Genomic DNA, 16,478 nt, shown 5'->3' with positions numbered 1-16,478 from the left:
GCCGGTGCCGGTGCCGCCGCTGAGGTTGACCTCGGTGCCGCCGCCACCCGCCACCGGGCCGCCCCCGGTGCCGGTGCCGGTACCGGCACCCGGACGCGCCGCCGGGCCGCTCGGGGAGGCACCCGGCGTGATGGCCTGGGCCGGGGTCTGACTCTGGCTCTGGGACGGAACGGCCTGGGCGGCCTTGCTCTGTGAGCCGCCGTCACCGCCCCCGCCCTGATCGATCATCAGCCAGGCGATCAGGGCGACCACCGCCGCCCCGGCGACGAGCACGACGATGCGCCGACGCCAGTAGATCGAGGCCGGCAGTGGTCCGACGGGTTGACGCAGAGAAGGCACGACCAAACTCTACGAGACTGTGTGTGGCGATTGACTCATCAACACCGCACAGTCACCCCTTCCTTCACATGATCCGCCATTTGACCCGTTCGAGCGAGCCCCAATCGGACGATTTCCGGAGTCGCCCGGAGAATCCGGAGCGATCTGATCCACTTCGGCCAGGACGGTGGGCATGGGAGGATCGAAGGGCCATGACTGCCACCACCAACGCCACCACCGACGCCGCCCGGCTGCCGATGCCCCTGCCGCTGTTCCACTCGACCGTCCTGGACTGGTACGAGGCGAGCAAGCGCGACCTGCCCTGGCGGGCCCCGGACGCGACGCCCTGGGCGGTCGTGGTGAGCGAGTTCATGCTCCAGCAGACCCCGGTCAAGCGGGTGCTGCCCGCCTGGGAGGCCTGGCTCACCCGCTGGCCGACCCCGGCCGACCTCGCCGCCGACGCGCCCGGCGAGGCGGTCCGGATGTGGGGCCGGCTGGGCTACCCGCGCCGGGCGCTGCGCTTGCACGCGGCCGCGGTGGCGATCACCGAGGAACACGACGGCGAAGTCCCGGACGACCACGCCACCCTGCTCTCGCTGCCCGGGGTGGGGGAGTACACCGCCGCCGCCGTGGCCTCCTTCGCCTTCCGCCGGCGGCACGTGGTGCTGGACACCAACGTCCGCCGGGTCTTCGCCCGCGCGGTGACCGGCGTCGAGTACCCGGCCCAGGCCACCACCGCCGCCGAGCGCCGCACCGCCACCGCGCTGCTGCCCGACGACGCCGAGACGGCCGCCACCTGGGCGGTCGGGGTGATGGAGCTGGGCGCACTGGTCTGCACCGCGCGCGGCCCGGAGTGCGGGGACTGCCCGCTGTTCGCCGGCTGCGCCTGGCAGCGGGCCGGCCGCCCGCCGTACGAGGGCCCGGCCCGGCGCGGACAGACCTACGAGGGGACGGACCGCCAGGTGCGCGGCAAGCTGCTCGCGGTGCTGCGCGAGGCGCACGGGACGGTGCCGCAGGCCCGGCTGGACGCGGTCTGGCCGGACGCGGTGCAGCGGGCCAGGGCCCTGGACGGGCTGGTGGCGGACGGTCTGGTCGAGCCGGTCGAGCAGGGCGTCTACCGGCTGCCCCAGTAGCCGGCCCCGCGGCAGCGACCGGCCCTCAGCACAGCCCGACGGCGTACTCGGGAACGACGGTGCCCCCGGGAGGAGGACCTCCCGGGGGCACCGTGCGGAGCGGGACCGTCAGACGGCCGCTGCCTCCAGCGAGGACTCGGCCGGCTTCTCGTCCTTGCCGGTCCCGCGCAGCGGCACCTCGCGCAGGAACACCGCCGCGGCGATCGCGATCACGGCCACGCCGACGCCCCACAGGAAGACGGTGTGCATGCCGTTGGACACCGCGTGGTGGTAGGCGTCCTGGATGGCCGGATCCAGCTTGCGCAGCGCGACCGGGCTCATCTGGCCCGGGTCCTGCACGCCGCCGCCGGCGACGGCCTGCTCGCCGAGCCGCTCCTTCATGGTGTCGGTCACCCGGTTGTTGAACAGTGCGCCGAACAGCGCGACACCGAAGGACCCGCCGATGGTGCGGAACAGGGTGGCGGTGGAGCTGGCCACGCCCATGTCCTTGAGCTCGACGCTGTTCTGCGCGACGAGCATGGTGATCTGCATCAGGAAGCCCATGCCGGCGCCCAGCACGACCATCCAGCAGGCCGAGGTGAAGCCGCTGGTCCCGGTGCCCATGGTGGAGAGCAGGAACAGGCCGACGGTCATCACGATGGTGCCGATGATCGGGTAGATCCGGTACTTGCCGGTCTTGGTGACGGCCTGGCCGACCACCAGCGAGATCACCAGCATGCCGAACATCATCGGCATCAGCAGCAGGCCGGAGTTGGTGGCCGAGGCGCCCTGGACGATCTGCTGGTACAGCGGCAGGAAGACGGTCGAGCCGAACATCACGAAGCCGACGACGAAGCCGATGATCGAGACCAGCGTGAAGTTCAGGTTCCGGAACAGGCCCAGCGGGAGCATCGGCTCCTCGACCCGCTGCTCCACGTAGCAGAAGGCGATCAGCGAGGCGGCGGCGAGCGCGGCCAGGCCGAGGATCTCCTTGGAGCCCCAGGCGTACTGCTGGCCGCCCCAGGTGGTGATCAGCACCAGCGAGGTGATGCCCGTGGTGAGCAGGACGGCGCCCAGGTAGTCGATCTTGGCGGTGCTGCGGACCTTCGGCAGCTTCAGCGTGACGACGACCACGGCGAGCGCGACCACGCCGAGCGGCAGGTTGATGTAGAAGGTCCAGTGCCAGCTCAGGTGGTCGGTGATGAAGCCGCCGACCAGCGGGCCGCCGATGGTGGCGAGGGCCATCACCGCGGCGAACATGCCCTGGTACTTGCCGCGGTCGCGCGGCGGGACGAGCGCGCCCATGATCGACATGACGCCGACCATCAGACCGCCGGCGCCCAGGCCCTGCACGGCGCGGAAGCCGATCAGCTCGTTCATGTTCTGCGACAGGCCGGACAGCGCCGAACCCACCAGGAAGATCACGATCGAGGTGAGGAAGGTGCCCTTGCGGCCGTACATGTCGCCGAGCTTGCCCCAGATCGGGGTGGAGGCGGCGGTGGCCAGGGTGTACGAGGTGACCACCCAGGACAGGTGCTCGGCACCGCCGAGGTCGCCGACGATGGTCGGCATCGCGGTGCCGACGATCAGGTTGTCGAGCATGGCCAGCAGCATGGTGACGACCAGGCCGACCATCACGAGGCGGATCTCGCGCGGTGACCGCGGTTGCTCCTCCTCGGCCGTCTTGTCCTCCGGCACCGGACCGGCGGTCTTGGACTGTGACATGAGGGGGGTCTCCCGGAGGTGTCGCGGACGGAGCGTCGCGCCGCGCGGCGGCTCACTTACTTGTCGCCCGGCTAGTTTATCGATCGTCGGCACGGTAGGTTGTTCACTAGCCGGTCGTCAAGCCAGTTTCCCGACCGGGCCCCTGGGCAGGGAGAATGAGTCCGGGGCGGACACCACCCCGGGGTCCGCAGCAGTCACCGACGCAGTCATGAGGCAGGCCATGGCCACTCCGCACAGCCCCCGCAGCGACACCCGGGCCCGCATCGTCGAGGTGTCACTGGAGCTCTTCTCCGAGCAGGGCTACGAGCAGACCTCACTGCGCGAGATCGCCGACCGCCTGGGCGTCACCAAGGCAGCGCTCTACTACCACTTCAAGACCAAGGACGACATCGTCCTGGGCATCGTCGAGCGGATGGCCGCGCCGATCGACGAGACCATCGCGTGGGGCCGGCAGCAGGCCTGGAGCCCCAAGATGCGCGACGAGCTGATCCGCCGCTTCGCGGACGGCATGGCCGAACGGGCCCCGCTGCTGCGCTTCTTCCACGAGAACCAGCCCGCGCTGCGCGAGTCCCCGGCCGGGCAGGCCTTCAAGGACCGCATGATCACCATGATGCAGCTGGTGTGCGGGCCGAACGCGGACTTCCAGGACCGGCTGCGGGCCGCGATGGCGCTGTTCGCCGTCCACTCGGCGCTGTTCCTGCTCAAGCAGGACAACGAGGACTGCGCTCCCGTCACCGAGAACGTGTGGGGGGAGCCGCTGGAGCCGGCGCCCACCCTGCACCACGCGATCGAGGTGGCCAGGGAGGTCGCGCTGGAGATCGGCGGCCGGATCAGCCACCCGGGCGCCGCCTGAGCGGGCGCCGGCCGGCTCAGAAGTTCGTGACGCCGTGCCCCGCGAGGTACGCGATCGGGTTCACCACCGCGCCGTAGCGGTTGCTGGTGCGGATCTCGAAGTGCAGGTGCGGGCCGGTCGAGTTGCCGGTGCTCCCGGACATCCCGACCCGCTCGCCCGCCGACACCCGCTGGCCCGCCGAGACGGAGACCGAGGACATGTGGGCGTACTGCGCGAAGTACCCGTCCGCCAGCCGCAGCACGACCTCCTTGCCGTACGCGCCGTCCCAGCCGGCCGACACCACGGTCGCGTCGCCGACCGCCAGCAGCGGGGTGCCCGGGGAGACCGCGAAGTCCACCCCGGTGTGGTACCCGGCCGCGTAGCTGCGGTTGGGCTTCCCGTACGGATTGCTGGTGGGCGCGTCCGGCACCGGGGCCGACCAGCCGGGAGCCGGGGCCGGAGCGGGCTCGGGCTCGGGCTCGGGCGCCGGTTCGGCGGCGGGCTCGGGGGCCGGCTCCGCGGCGGGTTCGGGCGCGGGCGGTTCGAACGGCAGCAGGTTGGCCGCCACCGCCACGAACTGCTGGGCCGAGTCGCCGTCGTCGGGCAGCTTGTACGGGCTGGGGCCGGCCACCTGGACCAGCCCCGCGCTCGGCAGCTCGGCCCGCGGCACGGTGAAGGCGGAGCTGCCCGGGGTGGTGGGCAGCACGGTCTGCGCCGAGGCGGTGCCCGGCACGGCGATCAGCAGCACACCGGCGAGCAGCGCCGCGGCCGATCCGGCCGAGACCAGCGCGTGGTCGTGCTCGGCCCGCTGCCTGCTGCCGGGCAGCGTGGCGTGCCGGGGTGATCCGAGCCTGCGCAGCGGCGCGGCATGGGTGCGGACGGCGTGGCCGAGCCGGGGCTGCCAGGCTGCGGCCCGGGCGGCCGTGCCGGCGGCGAGCCGGCGCAGGGCCGGCCCCACGGGCGGGATGGTGGACATCGCTTGCCGTACCTCACGGATCGTACGAGGGCAGCACGAGGAGCCCGTTCGGGCGCGTGCTGAGCGGGGGACCACTCAGGTGTAACGGTCACCGAGCGGACTCCCAAACGGTGTGACGTACTACGGCGTGTAGTCGGCGTGGCGCCGGAGATTCAGACCGACGGAGTAACGATCATGGGGTCCGGTCGCCCGCGACCGCCCCGAAGCGCCCGGCGGCTCCGGCCGGTCCGGCTACTACCGTCGCTCGTACCGGGCCGTCGGCCTGTGACCAGTGCCACGCGCGGCCGGGGTTCGGCGGACTCGGACCGCTTTCCGTCCGCCCCACTGACCGGCCGGGCCCGCTGCGGGACCATCGACCCCCGCGGCCTTCCCGGACCGGCTGCCCGCCGTCCGGTCCTGAGGACGCTCCGGCACGGCGGCCGGAAAAGCGTCCGGCCCGCCCCCGCGCGGTGCGGGGACGGGCCGGACGTGGAGTTGTCAGAGCTGCCTGGTCACAGGCCGATCGTCAGTGGAGCGACGATCAGTTGTCGACCGGGCGGACCCGGATCCAGGTCTCCAGGTAGTTCGAGGACTCGTTCTCGACCTCGATGCTGGTCCCGGTCTTCGGGACCTCGACGCCGCTGTACGGGTTGTCCTTGGTCCACCACGACTTCAGGTCGTTGAACTCGTCGACGCCCTTGGTCTTCGGGATGACGGTCTCGACGCCGGCCTTGTGCAGGGACAGCGCGGAGACGCGGCGGGAGCCGAAGGTGGAGTCGAAGCCCTGCATGCGCGGACGCATCAGGGTGCCGTCGGTCCACTTCAGCGGGGTCGGGTGCGAGTCGACCGGCAGGATCAGGCCCTGGCCCGGGTGCGAGCTCACGTTGTTGTCGGTCTGTGACTCGTCCCACAGCCAGATCAGCAGGCCCGGCTGGTACGGGTAGTACTCCACCCAGTTCGGGCGGTCGGCGAAGCCGAAGTTGTACGGGCCGGTCTTCAGGGTCTTGTCGTAGGACACGTACTGCCGGTTCTCCGCGATGTAGTGCTGCGCGTAGTCCTTGGTGTACGAGCCGCCGAAGCGGGAGAAGCCGTTGGCCGCCCAGCCGTTGTCACCGTTCTCGACGTCGTCGCTGAACACGGTGGCGCCGTCGGCGACGACCGCGATGTTGTCCAGCGTCAGGCCGCGGTAGTGCAGGCCGCCGTCGGTGGTGTTGTGGTAGCGGAACTTGACCTGCTTGCCCGCGTAGGCGTCCAGGTTGAAGGACAGGTCGCCCCAGGCGGCCACCTGGCCGCTGAGGGCCGGACGGTCGTTCTCGCGGGGCAGCGCGGTGCCGTTCCAGGTGCCGTCGATGACGGTCCAGTTCGTGCCGCCGTCGGTCGAGACCTCGCCGAACGCGTAGTCGAAGTCCTGCTCCAGCTCGTACCAGGCCTTGGCGTTGATGCTGGCCTTGGTCTTGCCGGTCAGGTCGATGTCGCGGGTGAGCGTGACGTTCAGGTCGTCGGCGCTGCCGCTCCACCACTCACCGGCGCCGCCGAACGGCTTGTTGATCTCGGTGGTGATCTTCTTCGCGGGCAGGTCGACGATCAGACCCTGCGGCAGGTCGCTGTTGTACTCCGCCGGGCCGATGTGGTGGGTCGACTCGGTGCCGGACTTGGCGCGGTCGGCCTTCAGCCAGCCGAGCTTGTACTTGCTCCAGGCGTCGAGGTCGTTCGGCATGTCGCCGATGGCGCCCTTGCCCTCGCCGAGCCAGGAGCCGGAGGACATCAGGGACCAGAAGCCGACCGAGTTGTCGATGCCCCGGCCGGTGGTGTCGTAGAGGTCCGGCAGACCGAGGTCGTGGCCGTACTCGTGGGCGAAGACGCCGAGGCCGCCGTTCTCCGGCTGCATCGTGTAGTCGCCGACCCAGATGCCGCTGTTGCCGACCTGGACGCCGCCGAGCTTGTTGCCCTCGGGCCCGGCCGAGCCCTGGAGGTTGCCGTAGACGTACGAGCGGTGCGCCCACAGGGCCTTCTTGCCCTGCTTGCCGCCACCGGCCGACTTGTCCTCGCCGGCGTGCACGATCTGGAAGTGGTCCAGGTACCCGTCGGGCTGGTTGAAGTTGCCGTCGTGGTGCGAGCCGTAGCGGTCCCACTGGTCGTACTGGGCCAGGGTCGCCTTGACCTGCGCGTCGGTCTGACCCTTGGCCAGCTGGTCCTTGTACCAGATGTCCACGGCGTCGCGGATCAGGTCCTGGGCGCTGGCGCAGACGTTGGAGCCGCAGTAGTCGGAGCCGTAGCGGGCCTCGTTCCACGGCACCCGGACCCAGTCCGAGACCACGCCGTCGACCGAGTAGCGGCCCGAGGACTGCTGCTCGTAGTAGGTCTTCAGCGAGGGCTTGTCCTTGGCGAAGTACAGGTCCTGGAAGTGCTTCTGGTTGTAGTCGGCCTGCCACGCGGTCGAGTTGTTGGTGGCCGGGTCCGGCTTCTCGATCTCGTTGTGCTTCGGGCCGGCCTCACCGCCGTACTTGACCTTGCCGTCCGGCGTCGTGGTGGTGTTGTCCACCTGGTCACCGAAGTCGACCAGGATGGTGAAGATCTTGTCCGTGCGCTCGCGGGCGAGCTCGACGTACTTGTCCTTGCCGAGCTTCACACTGGTGCTGCCGTTGTGCTTCTCGACCTGGGCGGTGCCGTTGAGCAGCTTCTCGGTGGCGGCCTTCTGCTCCGCCTCCACCTTCGCCGTCAGCGGGCCCGGGATGTTGTGCTCGGTGCTCTGGACGGCGTCGGCCGGGTCCCGCGGGACCGGGGCCGAGCCGGAGGCGACGGCGGTGCCCGGGAACAGGCCCGCGCCAAGCGTGACTATGACCGCTGTGGCCGTGGCAGCCGCAGCGGATCTCCTGATGTTCTTCAACGTTGTGACGTCCTCCCCGACCGGGGCTAGCTCTTGGCCAAAGCCCGGCAAACCAAAATGAAAGACAGGTGGACGTCATTTGATACAAGCGTGCATAAAAAAGATAGACCTTGACCGTGACATGGTCACGGCGCTATCCTCCGCGACTCCCCATCATCTGACTGTCTGTCAACAGTATGTTCGTTAAAGCTTGCTGAGAAACCGAGCGCACCCGCACCAGCCAGCACGGAGGCCACGCGACCGGCGCGGGCCCGCGCCGGCTGCGGCGGGAGCGGAACGCACCGAGCCCCCGGCACGGGTGCCGGGGGCTCGGTGGCTGTGAAGTTGTCTGTTAAAAGTTGGGCTACTTCGTCAGGTCGGGACCGGACGAGGCGACCGCGGCCGGGGTGTCGGCGACGGCCGACTTCTCCTCGCCGCGGAAGGTGAACTTGGCTTCCTTGCCCTCGCCCTCGACGTCGACGACGACGATGTGGCCGGCCCGCAGCTCACCGAAGAGGATCTTCTCGGAGAGGTGGTCCTCGATCTCGCGCTGGATGGTGCGGCGCAGCGGACGGGCACCCAGGAGCGGGTCGTAGCCGCGCTTGGCCAGCAGCTTCTTGGCCTCGACGCTGAGCTCCAGGCCCATGTCCTTGTCCTTGAGCCGCTCGTCCACCTTGTCGATCATGAGGTCGACGATCTTGATGATGTCTTCCTCGGACAGCTGGTGGAACACCACGATGTCGTCGACGCGGTTCAGGAACTCGGGGCGGAAGTGCTGCTTGAGCTCCTCGCCGACCTTCGCCTTCATCCGCTCGTACCCGCTCTGGGTGTCACCCGTGGCCGCGAAGCCGAGGTTGAAGCCCTTGGAGATGTCCCGGGTGCCGAGGTTGGTCGTCATGATGATGACGGTGTTCTTGAAGTCCACCACGCGGCCCTGGGAGTCGGTCAGGCGACCGTCCTCCAGGATCTGGAGCAGCGAGTTGAAGATGTCCGGGTGGGCCTTCTCGACCTCGTCGAAGAGGACGACGGAGAACGGCTTGCGGCGGACCTTCTCGGTCAGCTGGCCGCCCTCCTCGTAGCCCACGTAGCCGGGCGGGGAGCCGAACAGCCGGGAGACGGTGTGCTTCTCGGAGAACTCGGACATGTCGAGCGCGATCAGCGCGTCCTCGTCGCCGAAGAGAAACTCCGCCAGCGTCTTGGACAGCTCGGTCTTACCGACGCCGGACGGGCCGGCGAAGATGAACGAACCGCCGGGACGCTTCGGGTCCTTGAGGCCCGCACGGGTGCGCCGGATGGCCTGGGAGAGCGCCTTGATGGCGTCCTTCTGGCCGATGACGCGCTTGTGCAGCTCGTCCTCCATGCGCAGCAGGCGGGACGTCTCCTCCTCGGTCAGCTTGAAGACCGGGATGCCGGTGGCGGTGGCCAGGACCTCGGCGATGAGCTCCTCGTTGACCTCCGCGACGACGTCCATGTCGCCGGCCTTCCACTCCTTCTCGCGCTTGGCCTTGGCCTGCAGGAGCTGCTTCTCGTCGTCGCGCAGGGACGCGGCCTTCTCGAAGTCCTGCGCGTCGATCGCGCTCTCCTTCTCGCGGCGCACGTCGGCGATCTTCTCGTCGAACTCGCGCAGGTCCGGCGGCGCGGTCATCCGGCGGATGCGCATCCGGGAGCCGGCCTCGTCGATCAGGTCGATCGCCTTGTCCGGCAGGAAGCGGTCCGAGATGTACCGGTCGGCCAGGGTGGCGGCGGCGACCAGGGCGGCGTCCGTGATGGAGACCCGGTGGTGGGCCTCGTAGCGGTCGCGCAGACCCTTGAGGATCTCGATGGTGTGCGGCAGCGAGGGCTCGGCGACCTGGATCGGCTGGAAGCGGCGCTCCAGCGCGGCGTCCTTCTCCAGGTGCTTGCGGTACTCGTCCAGGGTGGTGGCACCGATGGTCTGGAGCTCGCCGCGGGCCAGCATCGGCTTGAGGATGCTGGCGGCGTCGATGGCGCCCTCGGCGGCACCCGCACCGACCAGGGTGTGCAGCTCGTCGATGAACAGGATGATGTCGCCGCGGGTGCGGATCTCCTTGAGGACCTTCTTCAGGCGCTCCTCGAAGTCACCGCGGTAGCGCGAGCCGGCCACCAGCGCGCCCAGGTCCAGCGTGTAGAGCTGCTTGTCCTTGAGCGTCTCCGGGACCTCGCCCTTGACGATCGCCTGGGCCAGGCCCTCGACCACGGCGGTCTTGCCGACGCCGGGCTCACCGATCAGCACGGGGTTGTTCTTGGTGCGGCGGGACAGCACCTGCATGACCCGCTCGATCTCCTTCTCGCGCCCGATGACCGGGTCGAGCTTGGCCTCGCGGGCGGCCTGGGTGAGGTTGCGGCCGAACTGGTCCAGGACCAGTGAGGTCGACGGGGTGCCCTCGGCGGGCCCGCCGGCCGTGGCCGACTCCTTGCCGCCGCCGGTCTGGTAGCCGGAGAGCAGCTGGATGACCTGCTGGCGCACCCGGTTGAGGTCGGCGCCCAGCTTCACCAGGACCTGGGCGGCGACGCCCTCGCCCTCGCGGATCAGGCCGAGCAGGATGTGCTCGGTGCCGATGTAGTTGTGGCCGAGCTGAAGGGCCTCGCGGAGCGACAGCTCCAGCACCTTCTTCGCCCGGGGGGTGAAGGGAATGTGACCGGACGGGGCCTGCTGGCCCTGGCCGATGATCTCCTCGACCTGCTGGCGAACGGCCTCAAGAGAAATCCCGAGGCTCTCCAGGGCCTTGGCGGCGACGCCCTCGCCCTCGTGGATCAGACCCAGGAGGATGTGCTCGGTGCCGATGTAGTTGTGGTTGAGCATCCGGGCTTCTTCCTGAGCCAGGACGACAACCCGCCGCGCGCGGTCGGTGAACCTCTCGAACATCGTTTATCGCTCCTCAGAGCGGTCGGGCAGTTCGGGGTCCGTCCCCGCCCTGTCCTTCCGCATGCTAGTCCCGCTCAGCGGCGCGGCCCACGGATTCACTCCCCGGTAGAGGAGCGAGATGCTGCGCGACCATCCGACACCAATCCCAACCTGATGCTGGGAATCGGTGTTCCCACAGGTGGGCCGGATGCACCGGATTCCGCTACGCCATCGGCGAACACGTGCCGCCGGGGCGCGGACGCAACCTCGCCGGCCGGTCGCACATACTGCCCCTGGACGGGCCGAAGAACCCGTCCACCTGCATTCATACCCGGTATCGGGGCGGTTCTCGCGCAGTTTCCGCGGTGGCGGTGTTCGCCTGGCGAGAAGTCCGGCCGCAGTGACGGCGGTTCGGGCGGCGGGCCCGGGCCGGTGCGCCGTCCCGATGGTGTCCGCGTTGCCGCTTCGCTCCTACAGCGTTGCACAGCCGGTGATTGTTCCGCCGCCCGAGCCGCCGCCCGAGCCGCCGGCCGGGCAACCGCCCGAACCGCCGCCCGGGCCCGTGCCCGGCAGCTGCCCGGGGCCGGGGCGCCGGGGCCGTCCCGCCACGTGCCGCGGGGCGCGGAGGAGACTCCTCCGCGCCCCGTGCGTGTGACTGTCGGCGCCGTGTCCGCCCGCCGGGGCCCCGCACCCGCTCCGGCGGGCCTGCGGCGCCGGGATCAGGACGCGTTGGCCTTCTCGTAGGCCTCGCGCACGTTGCTCGGAACCCGGCCGCGGTCGTTGACGTCGAGGCCCTGCTCCTTGGCCCACGCGCGGATCTTGGCGGTGTCCGGCGCACCGCCGGACGGGCGCGCCGCGCTGCCGCGGCCCGGACGGCGGGTGCCGGCGAGCCGGCCGCTCTGCTTGCGGCCCTTCTCCAAGTACGGCGCCAGCAGACCGCGGAGCTTGTCCGCGTTGGCGCTCTTCAGATCGATCTCGTAGGCAACGCCGTCGAGCGCGAACGTCACCGTCTCGTCCGCCGAACCGCCGTCGAGATCGTCTTCAAGAATGACCTGCACCCTCTGTGCCACGGGCTTCCCTTTCCGCTAAACGACCCATTGCCTGAGGAAAGGAAAGCGCCTTTCACCGGAAAACACAAACCCTTGACCCCCGGTGGAGCGGCTCAGAGGTGCAGCAGCATGCGCGAGTTGCCCAGTGTGTTGGGCTTCACCCGCTCCAGGTCGAGGAACTCGGCGACGCCTTCATCGTACGAGCGGAGGAGTTCTTCATAGACATCCGTAGCGATCGCCGCCGGGTCTGTCGTACCATCATCGGTTTCCTGGAGCTCACCGATCTCGACGAAACCGTGTTTCGCGAAGAAGGGGACCTCGAACGTCAAGCAGAAAATCCGACGGACGCCCAGCCAGCGTGCGGTCTGCACCAGCTTCTCCAGCAGCAGGTGCCCGATCCCGTGGCCGCGGACGACCGGATCCACCGCGAGCGTGCGGACCTCGGCGAGGTCCTCCCACATCACGTGCAGTGCGCCGCAGGCCACCACGGCGCCGTTGTCGTCGCGTTCCGCGACCCAGAACTCCTGGACGGATTCGAACAGTGTGACTGTGGGCTTGTCCAGCAGAATGCCGTCGCGGGAGTAGGCGTCGATGAGCCCGCGTACTGCCCGCACGTCCGTGGTCCGCGCCCGGCGGATGGTGACCTCCATGGCGGGGACGTTATCGCGCCGGTCCCGGTTCCGTCCCATCGGTATCCGGTCCGCCGGCCGCGGAATCCGCGCCGGGCGGATCGGACGGGAACAGTGCGGCCACCCGCAACGCGTCCCGGAGCGCTTCGCGTTGCTCGGGCGACATCAGGCCGAAGAAGTGCACCAGGGCCGCCGCCGGATTGTCACTGGTGGCCCAGGCGTCGTTCATCAGAGCCGCCGTGTACGCCTCACGCGAGGAGACCGGTTCATATCGATAGGCCCGGCCGGCCCGCTCGCGGCGCAGCCAGCCCTTTCTGTGGAGCTTGTCCAGGACGGTCATCACCGTGGTGTACGCGATTTCGCGTTCCGACCGCAGATCCAGGAGAACCTCGCGAACCGTCACCGGTCGGTTCCACTGCCAGACCCGGGTCATGATGGCGTTCTCAAGTTCGCCGAGTTGCCGGACCATAGTGCGGCCAGGATAGGGAGTGAATGGGGCAAATCTTGTGAAGTGCGCCAAACCGGCGCGCCGCCACCCCCGGGAATCGGGAATGGCGGCGCGGGGGTCGTCCGGGGCGTCCGGCGGCGTCGGTCTCGGGTGCCGCCCGTCGCTCCTCGCGGGCCTCGGGGCCCCGGGGGATCAGTCGACGTCTTCCTTGGCCCGCTGGGCCCCGCCCTGGCTGCGGACGATGGCCCGCACCAGGAATCCGAAGCCGATCGCCATGACCAGCGGCGGCACGATCGCGCTGACGTAGTCCATCAGGTCACTCCTCCTCGGTCTTCTCCGCCGTCGCGGCGGCAGCCTTGGGCTCCGGCTTCACCAGCGGGAAGAGCACCGTCTCCCGGATGTTCTTGCCGGTCAGCAGCATGATCAGGCGGTCCACGCCGAGGCCGAGGCCACCGGTCGGCGGCATCGCGTACTCCAGGGCGCGCAGGAAGTCCTCGTCCACCTGCATCGCCTCGACGTCGCCGCCGGCCGCGAGCAGCGACTGGGCGGTGAGGCGGGCGCGCTGCTCGACCGGGTCGACCAGCTCGGAGTAGGCGGTGCCGATCTCCGTCCCGAAGATCACCAGGTCCCACTTCTCGGCCACGCCGGGCTGCGAGCGGTGCTGGCGGGTCAGCGGGGAGACCTCGGTCGGGTAGTCCTTGATGAAGGTCGGCCGGACGGCGTTCTCCTCCAGCAGGCGCTCGACCATCTCCAGCACGATCTGACCGTGGCCCCAGTCCTTCTCGAAGGGGATGCCGTGCCCGGTGGCCAGCTTGCGCAGCTCCTCGACGCCGGTCTCCGGGGTGACCTCGACGCCGAGGCGGGCCGAGATGCCCGGGTAGACGGCGATCTCCTCCCACGGCTCGGCCAGGTCGATCTCGTGCTCGACGCCGTGCGCGTCCACGCCCTTGATCACCGTGGTGCCCAGCGCGTCCCTGGCCGCGTTGACGATCGTCTCGCGGATCAGCTCGGCCTGGGTGTCGTAGTCGCCGTACGCCTCGTACGACTCCAGCGAGGTGAACTCCGGGTTGTGGGTGGAGTCCGCGCCCTCGTTGCGGAAGTTGCGGTTGATCTCGAAGACCTTCTCGGCGCCGCCGACCACCAGCCGCTTGAGGTACAGCTCGGGGGCGATGCGCATGAACAGGTCGATGTCGTACGCGTTGATGTGGGTCTTGAACGGACGCGCGTTGGCACCGCCGTGCACCGGCTGGAGCATCGGGGTCTCGACCTCGATGTAGCCGCGGTCCTCGTAGGTGCGGCGGATCGAGCGGACGACCTTGCTGCGCAGGTGCAGGATCTCGCGGGCCTCGGGGTTGACGATCAGGTCCACGTAGCGCTGGCGGACCCGGGCCTCCGGGTCGGTCAGGCCCTTGTGCTTGTCCGGCAGCGGGCGCAGGCACTTGGCGGTGAGCTCCCAGCGGTCCACCATCACGGACAGCTCGCCGCGCTTGGAGGTGATCACCTCGCCCTCGACGCCGACCTGGTCGCCGAGGTCGATGTCGGCCTTCCAGGCCGCCAGCCGCTCGGCGCCCAGCTTGTCCAGGGAGAACATCACCTGGAGGTCGCCCGTCCCGTCGCGCAGGGTGGCGAAGCAGAGCTTGCCGCCGGTGCGGGACAGGATCACGCGGCCGGTGACGCCGGCCCGCTCACCGGTCGCGACGTCCGGTTCCAGGTCGGGGTGCTTGGCACGCAGGTCGGCGATGGTGGTGGTCCGGGGGAATCCGACCGGGTACGGGTCGACACCGGCTGCCCGGAGCCGGTCCAGCTTCTCGCGCCGGACGCGCATCTGCTCGGGAAGGTCGTCGGTCGCGGGAACAAGGCTCTGATCGCTCACCCCACAAGGGTAGCCAGCCACACGTGGTGCTCCGCGACGGGATTGCCGTGAGGGGAGGCCGCCCGGCCGGGCGGCCTCCCCTCACGGCGGGCTCGGGCGCGGTCAGCCGGTGCCGGTGGCGAGTTCGATCTCCTCGGGGGCCTCGTCGGCCGGCGGGGCGGGGTGGGACGGGGGCTTGGGGCGGCGGCCGAACAGCTCGGCCGGGGTGGGCATCCGGTGCGGGTGGGGCGGGGTCTTCGCGGCGGCGGGCTGCTCCGGGCGGGAGTCGGTGCTGCTCATGGTGATCCGTCCTCCTACAGGGGTGGGGTGACTGTGCGGCGGTGCGGCGGGGCTCGGTACGGCCACCAGGTGGCGTGGCTGTCCCGTGGTGAGGGCGAGCCGTTCGCGGACGGCGGCCTCGGCCAGCGCGTGGCAGCGCCCGGCCAGCCGGGAGCGGCGGGCCCGTTCGCCCTGGCCGCAGGGCTGGCGGGTCAGCCCGCGCAGTGCGGTGAGGTCCTGCGGCCCGGGCAGGTACCCGTCGGTCACCGCCTCCTCCAGCCGCTCCAGGTAGCCGGGGGCGCTGCCGGGCAGGGCGGAGCGGTAGCGTCCCAGGTCGGCGAGCAGGAAGGCGCGCAGCCGGCCGCCCTCCTGGACGGCCTCGTCGATCGCCTCGGTCAGGCGCAGGGCGTCCTGGACGTCCTCGGCCCAGAGTTCGGCGCCCGGCCCGGCGAACGCCGGCCGGTCGGGCCCCTGGAGGTGGACGGGGACGGCGGGGTGCAGGGCTTGGGCGAGGGCTCGGCGCAGCACGCGGACTTCGTCGGCGCTGAAGGCCATGCCGCCGCGCGATCCGTGTGGCGTAGGCATGGGTTGACACTACGTGAGGAATATCCGATTTGTCGGTAACCTCGCGCCGAACCACCGGCGTCCGGCCCGGTGAAAAACCGTTTCGCCGCCATCTGTAACGCCGCCCGGGGCCCGCCTGGTCATCCAGGTGTCAGGGAAGAACGAGGGAGGGGCCGGGCAGGATGCGACCGGACGATCAGGAACAGGCGGCCCGCGGCCGGGGCCGGGACGAGGACTTCCAGGCCTTCGCGGCCGGCCGCGCCAGACCGCTCTACCGGTCGGCCTGCCTGCTCACCGGCGGGGACACCCACCTCGCCGAGGACCTGGTGCAGGAGGCGCTCGGGCGGATCTACGTCCAGTGGCACCGCACCTCGTGGTTCGGGGCCAAGCGGCGGATCGACAATCCGGCCGGGTACGCCCACACCGTGCTGGTGCGGGCCTTCCTCTCGCACCGCGGCCGCCGCTCCAGCGGCGAGCGGCCGGTCGACGCGGTGCCGGACGGCGCGGCCCCGCAGGGCGACCCGGAGCTGCGGCTGACCCTGGTGGACGCGCTCGGCCGGCTCACGCCGCGGGACCGGGCGGTGCTGGTGCTGCGCTACTGGGAGGACCGCAGCGTCGAGGAGACCGCCGCGATCCTGCAGAGCACCCCTGGCGCCGTCCGTACCCAGTCCTTCCGGGCGCTCGGCCGGATCCGCACCGTGCTCGGCGACAGCCTCGACATGCCGGCCGAACGCTGAGCCGGCTCTCACGACCCCCACTGATCACGTCAACTCACCAGGTAGAGAGGTTGGTTCAGCATGTCCGCAGAACACGACGGGCCCGACGAGCGGTTCGAGCGGGCCTTCGCCGAGGCCATCGGCGCGGCCGGCGGGGCCTTCGAGACCGAGGCCGGCCGGCTGGTCGACACCGGCTGGTCGCACGGGCGCCGGCTGCGCCGCAGGCGGCGGGTCGGCACCGCGGCGGGCGCCGCCGCCCTGGCCGCGACG

At 70.4% G+C, this 16,478-nt stretch carries 12 protein-coding genes and 2 pseudogenes; 4 read left to right on the top strand and 10 right to left on the bottom strand.

Annotated features, from left to right (window positions below; translation table 11 throughout):
* Positions 1–339, bottom strand: a pseudogene (locus BU198_RS16500) (hypothetical protein); the annotation flags it as partial.
* A gap of 191 nt (positions 340–530) precedes the next feature.
* Here BU198_RS16500 and BU198_RS16495 point away from each other — a divergent pair.
* Positions 531–1,451, top strand: a complete 921-nt coding sequence (locus tag BU198_RS16495; RefSeq protein WP_411293201.1) for an A/G-specific adenine glycosylase — start codon at positions 531–533, stop codon at positions 1,449–1,451.
* A gap of 108 nt (positions 1,452–1,559) precedes the next feature.
* On the opposite strand, the gene BU198_RS16490 is transcribed toward BU198_RS16495, so the two are convergent.
* Positions 1,560–3,155, bottom strand: a complete 1,596-nt coding sequence (locus BU198_RS16490) for an MDR family MFS transporter (protein WP_188297607.1) — start codon at positions 3,153–3,155, stop codon at positions 1,560–1,562.
* A gap of 220 nt (positions 3,156–3,375) precedes the next feature.
* Here BU198_RS16490 and BU198_RS16485 point away from each other — a divergent pair, with 220 nt between their 5' ends.
* Positions 3,376–4,008, top strand: a complete 633-nt coding sequence (locus tag BU198_RS16485) for a TetR/AcrR family transcriptional regulator (protein WP_188297606.1) — start codon at positions 3,376–3,378, stop codon at positions 4,006–4,008.
* Positions 4,009–4,024: 16 nt separating this feature from the next.
* On the opposite strand, the gene BU198_RS16480 is transcribed toward BU198_RS16485, so the two are convergent.
* The 8 genes from BU198_RS16480 to BU198_RS16445 form a co-directional block, all read right to left on the bottom strand.
* Positions 4,025–4,963 carry a M23 family metallopeptidase gene (locus BU198_RS16480; protein ID WP_188297605.1) on the bottom strand — a complete coding sequence of 313 codons (939 nt, stop codon included), beginning with the start codon at positions 4,961–4,963 and terminating at the stop codon, positions 4,025–4,027.
* A gap of 520 nt (positions 4,964–5,483) precedes the next feature.
* Entirely contained in the window at positions 5,484–7,829 is a 2,346-nt protein-coding gene (locus tag BU198_RS16475; protein ID WP_188297604.1) for an immune inhibitor A domain-containing protein, read from the bottom strand.
* A 343-nt stretch (positions 7,830–8,172) separates the two neighbouring features.
* The gene (locus BU198_RS16470; RefSeq protein ID WP_188297603.1) at positions 8,173–10,692 is read right to left on the bottom strand and encodes an ATP-dependent Clp protease ATP-binding subunit; all 2,520 of its coding nucleotides are present in this window, start codon (positions 10,690–10,692) and stop codon (positions 8,173–8,175) included.
* Positions 10,693–11,390: 698 nt separating this feature from the next.
* The gene (locus BU198_RS16465; RefSeq protein WP_188297602.1) at positions 11,391–11,741 is read right to left on the bottom strand and encodes a histone-like nucleoid-structuring protein Lsr2; all 351 of its coding nucleotides are present in this window, start codon (positions 11,739–11,741) and stop codon (positions 11,391–11,393) included.
* A 92-nt stretch (positions 11,742–11,833) separates the two neighbouring features.
* Positions 11,834–12,409: an amino-acid N-acetyltransferase gene (locus BU198_RS16460; RefSeq protein WP_188297601.1), complete on the bottom strand. Its 576-nt coding sequence runs from the start codon at positions 12,407–12,409 to the stop codon at positions 11,834–11,836.
* The gene (locus BU198_RS16455) at positions 12,381–12,818 is read right to left on the bottom strand and encodes a BlaI/MecI/CopY family transcriptional regulator (protein ID WP_188297600.1); all 438 of its coding nucleotides are present in this window, start codon (positions 12,816–12,818) and stop codon (positions 12,381–12,383) included. Before BU198_RS16455 ends, BU198_RS16460 begins: the two co-directional genes overlap by 29 nt.
* A gap of 295 nt (positions 12,819–13,113) precedes the next feature.
* Positions 13,114–14,670: a bifunctional lysylphosphatidylglycerol synthetase/lysine--tRNA ligase LysX gene (gene lysX / locus BU198_RS16450; RefSeq protein WP_188297599.1), complete on the bottom strand. Its 1,557-nt coding sequence runs from the start codon at positions 14,668–14,670 to the stop codon at positions 13,114–13,116.
* Between the two features lie 102 nt (positions 14,671–14,772).
* Complete coding sequence (locus BU198_RS16445; protein WP_188297598.1) at positions 14,773–15,513, bottom strand: hypothetical protein; 741 nt, start codon at positions 15,511–15,513, stop codon at positions 14,773–14,775.
* A 161-nt stretch (positions 15,514–15,674) separates the two neighbouring features.
* Between BU198_RS16445 and BU198_RS16440 the strand changes: the two genes are divergently transcribed.
* Together BU198_RS16440 and BU198_RS16435 are read left to right on the top strand one after the other, a co-directional pair.
* On the top strand, positions 15,675–16,229 hold the full coding sequence (locus tag BU198_RS16440) for a SigE family RNA polymerase sigma factor (RefSeq protein ID WP_188297597.1): 555 nt from the start codon (positions 15,675–15,677) through the stop codon (positions 16,227–16,229).
* A 60-nt stretch (positions 16,230–16,289) separates the two neighbouring features.
* Positions 16,290–16,478: pseudogene (locus BU198_RS16435) on the top strand (hypothetical protein); the annotation flags it as partial.

The sequence above is a fragment of the Streptomyces sp. CBMA156 genome (assembly GCF_014596515.1).
Classification (GTDB): domain Bacteria; phylum Actinomycetota; class Actinomycetes; order Streptomycetales; family Streptomycetaceae; genus Kitasatospora.
This window is presented reverse-complemented; position numbering and strand designations above follow the sequence as displayed.

Bases quoted from the DNA above. Each gene is read 5' to 3' on its own strand.
- BU198_RS16495 (WP_411293201.1), top strand. From the start codon at position 531: ATGACTGCCACCACCAACGCCACCACCGACGCCGCCCGGCTGCCGATG.
- BU198_RS16490 (WP_188297607.1), bottom strand. From the start codon at position 3,155: ATGTCACAGTCCAAGACCGCCGGTCCGGTGCCGGAGGACAAGACGGCC.
- BU198_RS16485 (WP_188297606.1), top strand. From the start codon at position 3,376: ATGGCCACTCCGCACAGCCCCCGCAGCGACACCCGGGCCCGCATCGTC.
- BU198_RS16480 (WP_188297605.1), bottom strand. From the start codon at position 4,963: ATGTCCACCATCCCGCCCGTGGGGCCGGCCCTGCGCCGGCTCGCCGCC.
- BU198_RS16470 (WP_188297603.1), bottom strand. From the start codon at position 10,692: ATGTTCGAGAGGTTCACCGACCGCGCGCGGCGGGTTGTCGTCCTGGCT.
- BU198_RS16460 (WP_188297601.1), bottom strand. From the start codon at position 12,409: ATGGGACGGAACCGGGACCGGCGCGATAACGTCCCCGCCATGGAGGTC.
- BU198_RS16455 (WP_188297600.1), bottom strand. From the start codon at position 12,818: ATGGTCCGGCAACTCGGCGAACTTGAGAACGCCATCATGACCCGGGTC.
- BU198_RS16445 (WP_188297598.1), bottom strand. From the start codon at position 15,513: ATGCCTACGCCACACGGATCGCGCGGCGGCATGGCCTTCAGCGCCGAC.
- BU198_RS16440 (WP_188297597.1), top strand. From the start codon at position 15,675: ATGCGACCGGACGATCAGGAACAGGCGGCCCGCGGCCGGGGCCGGGAC.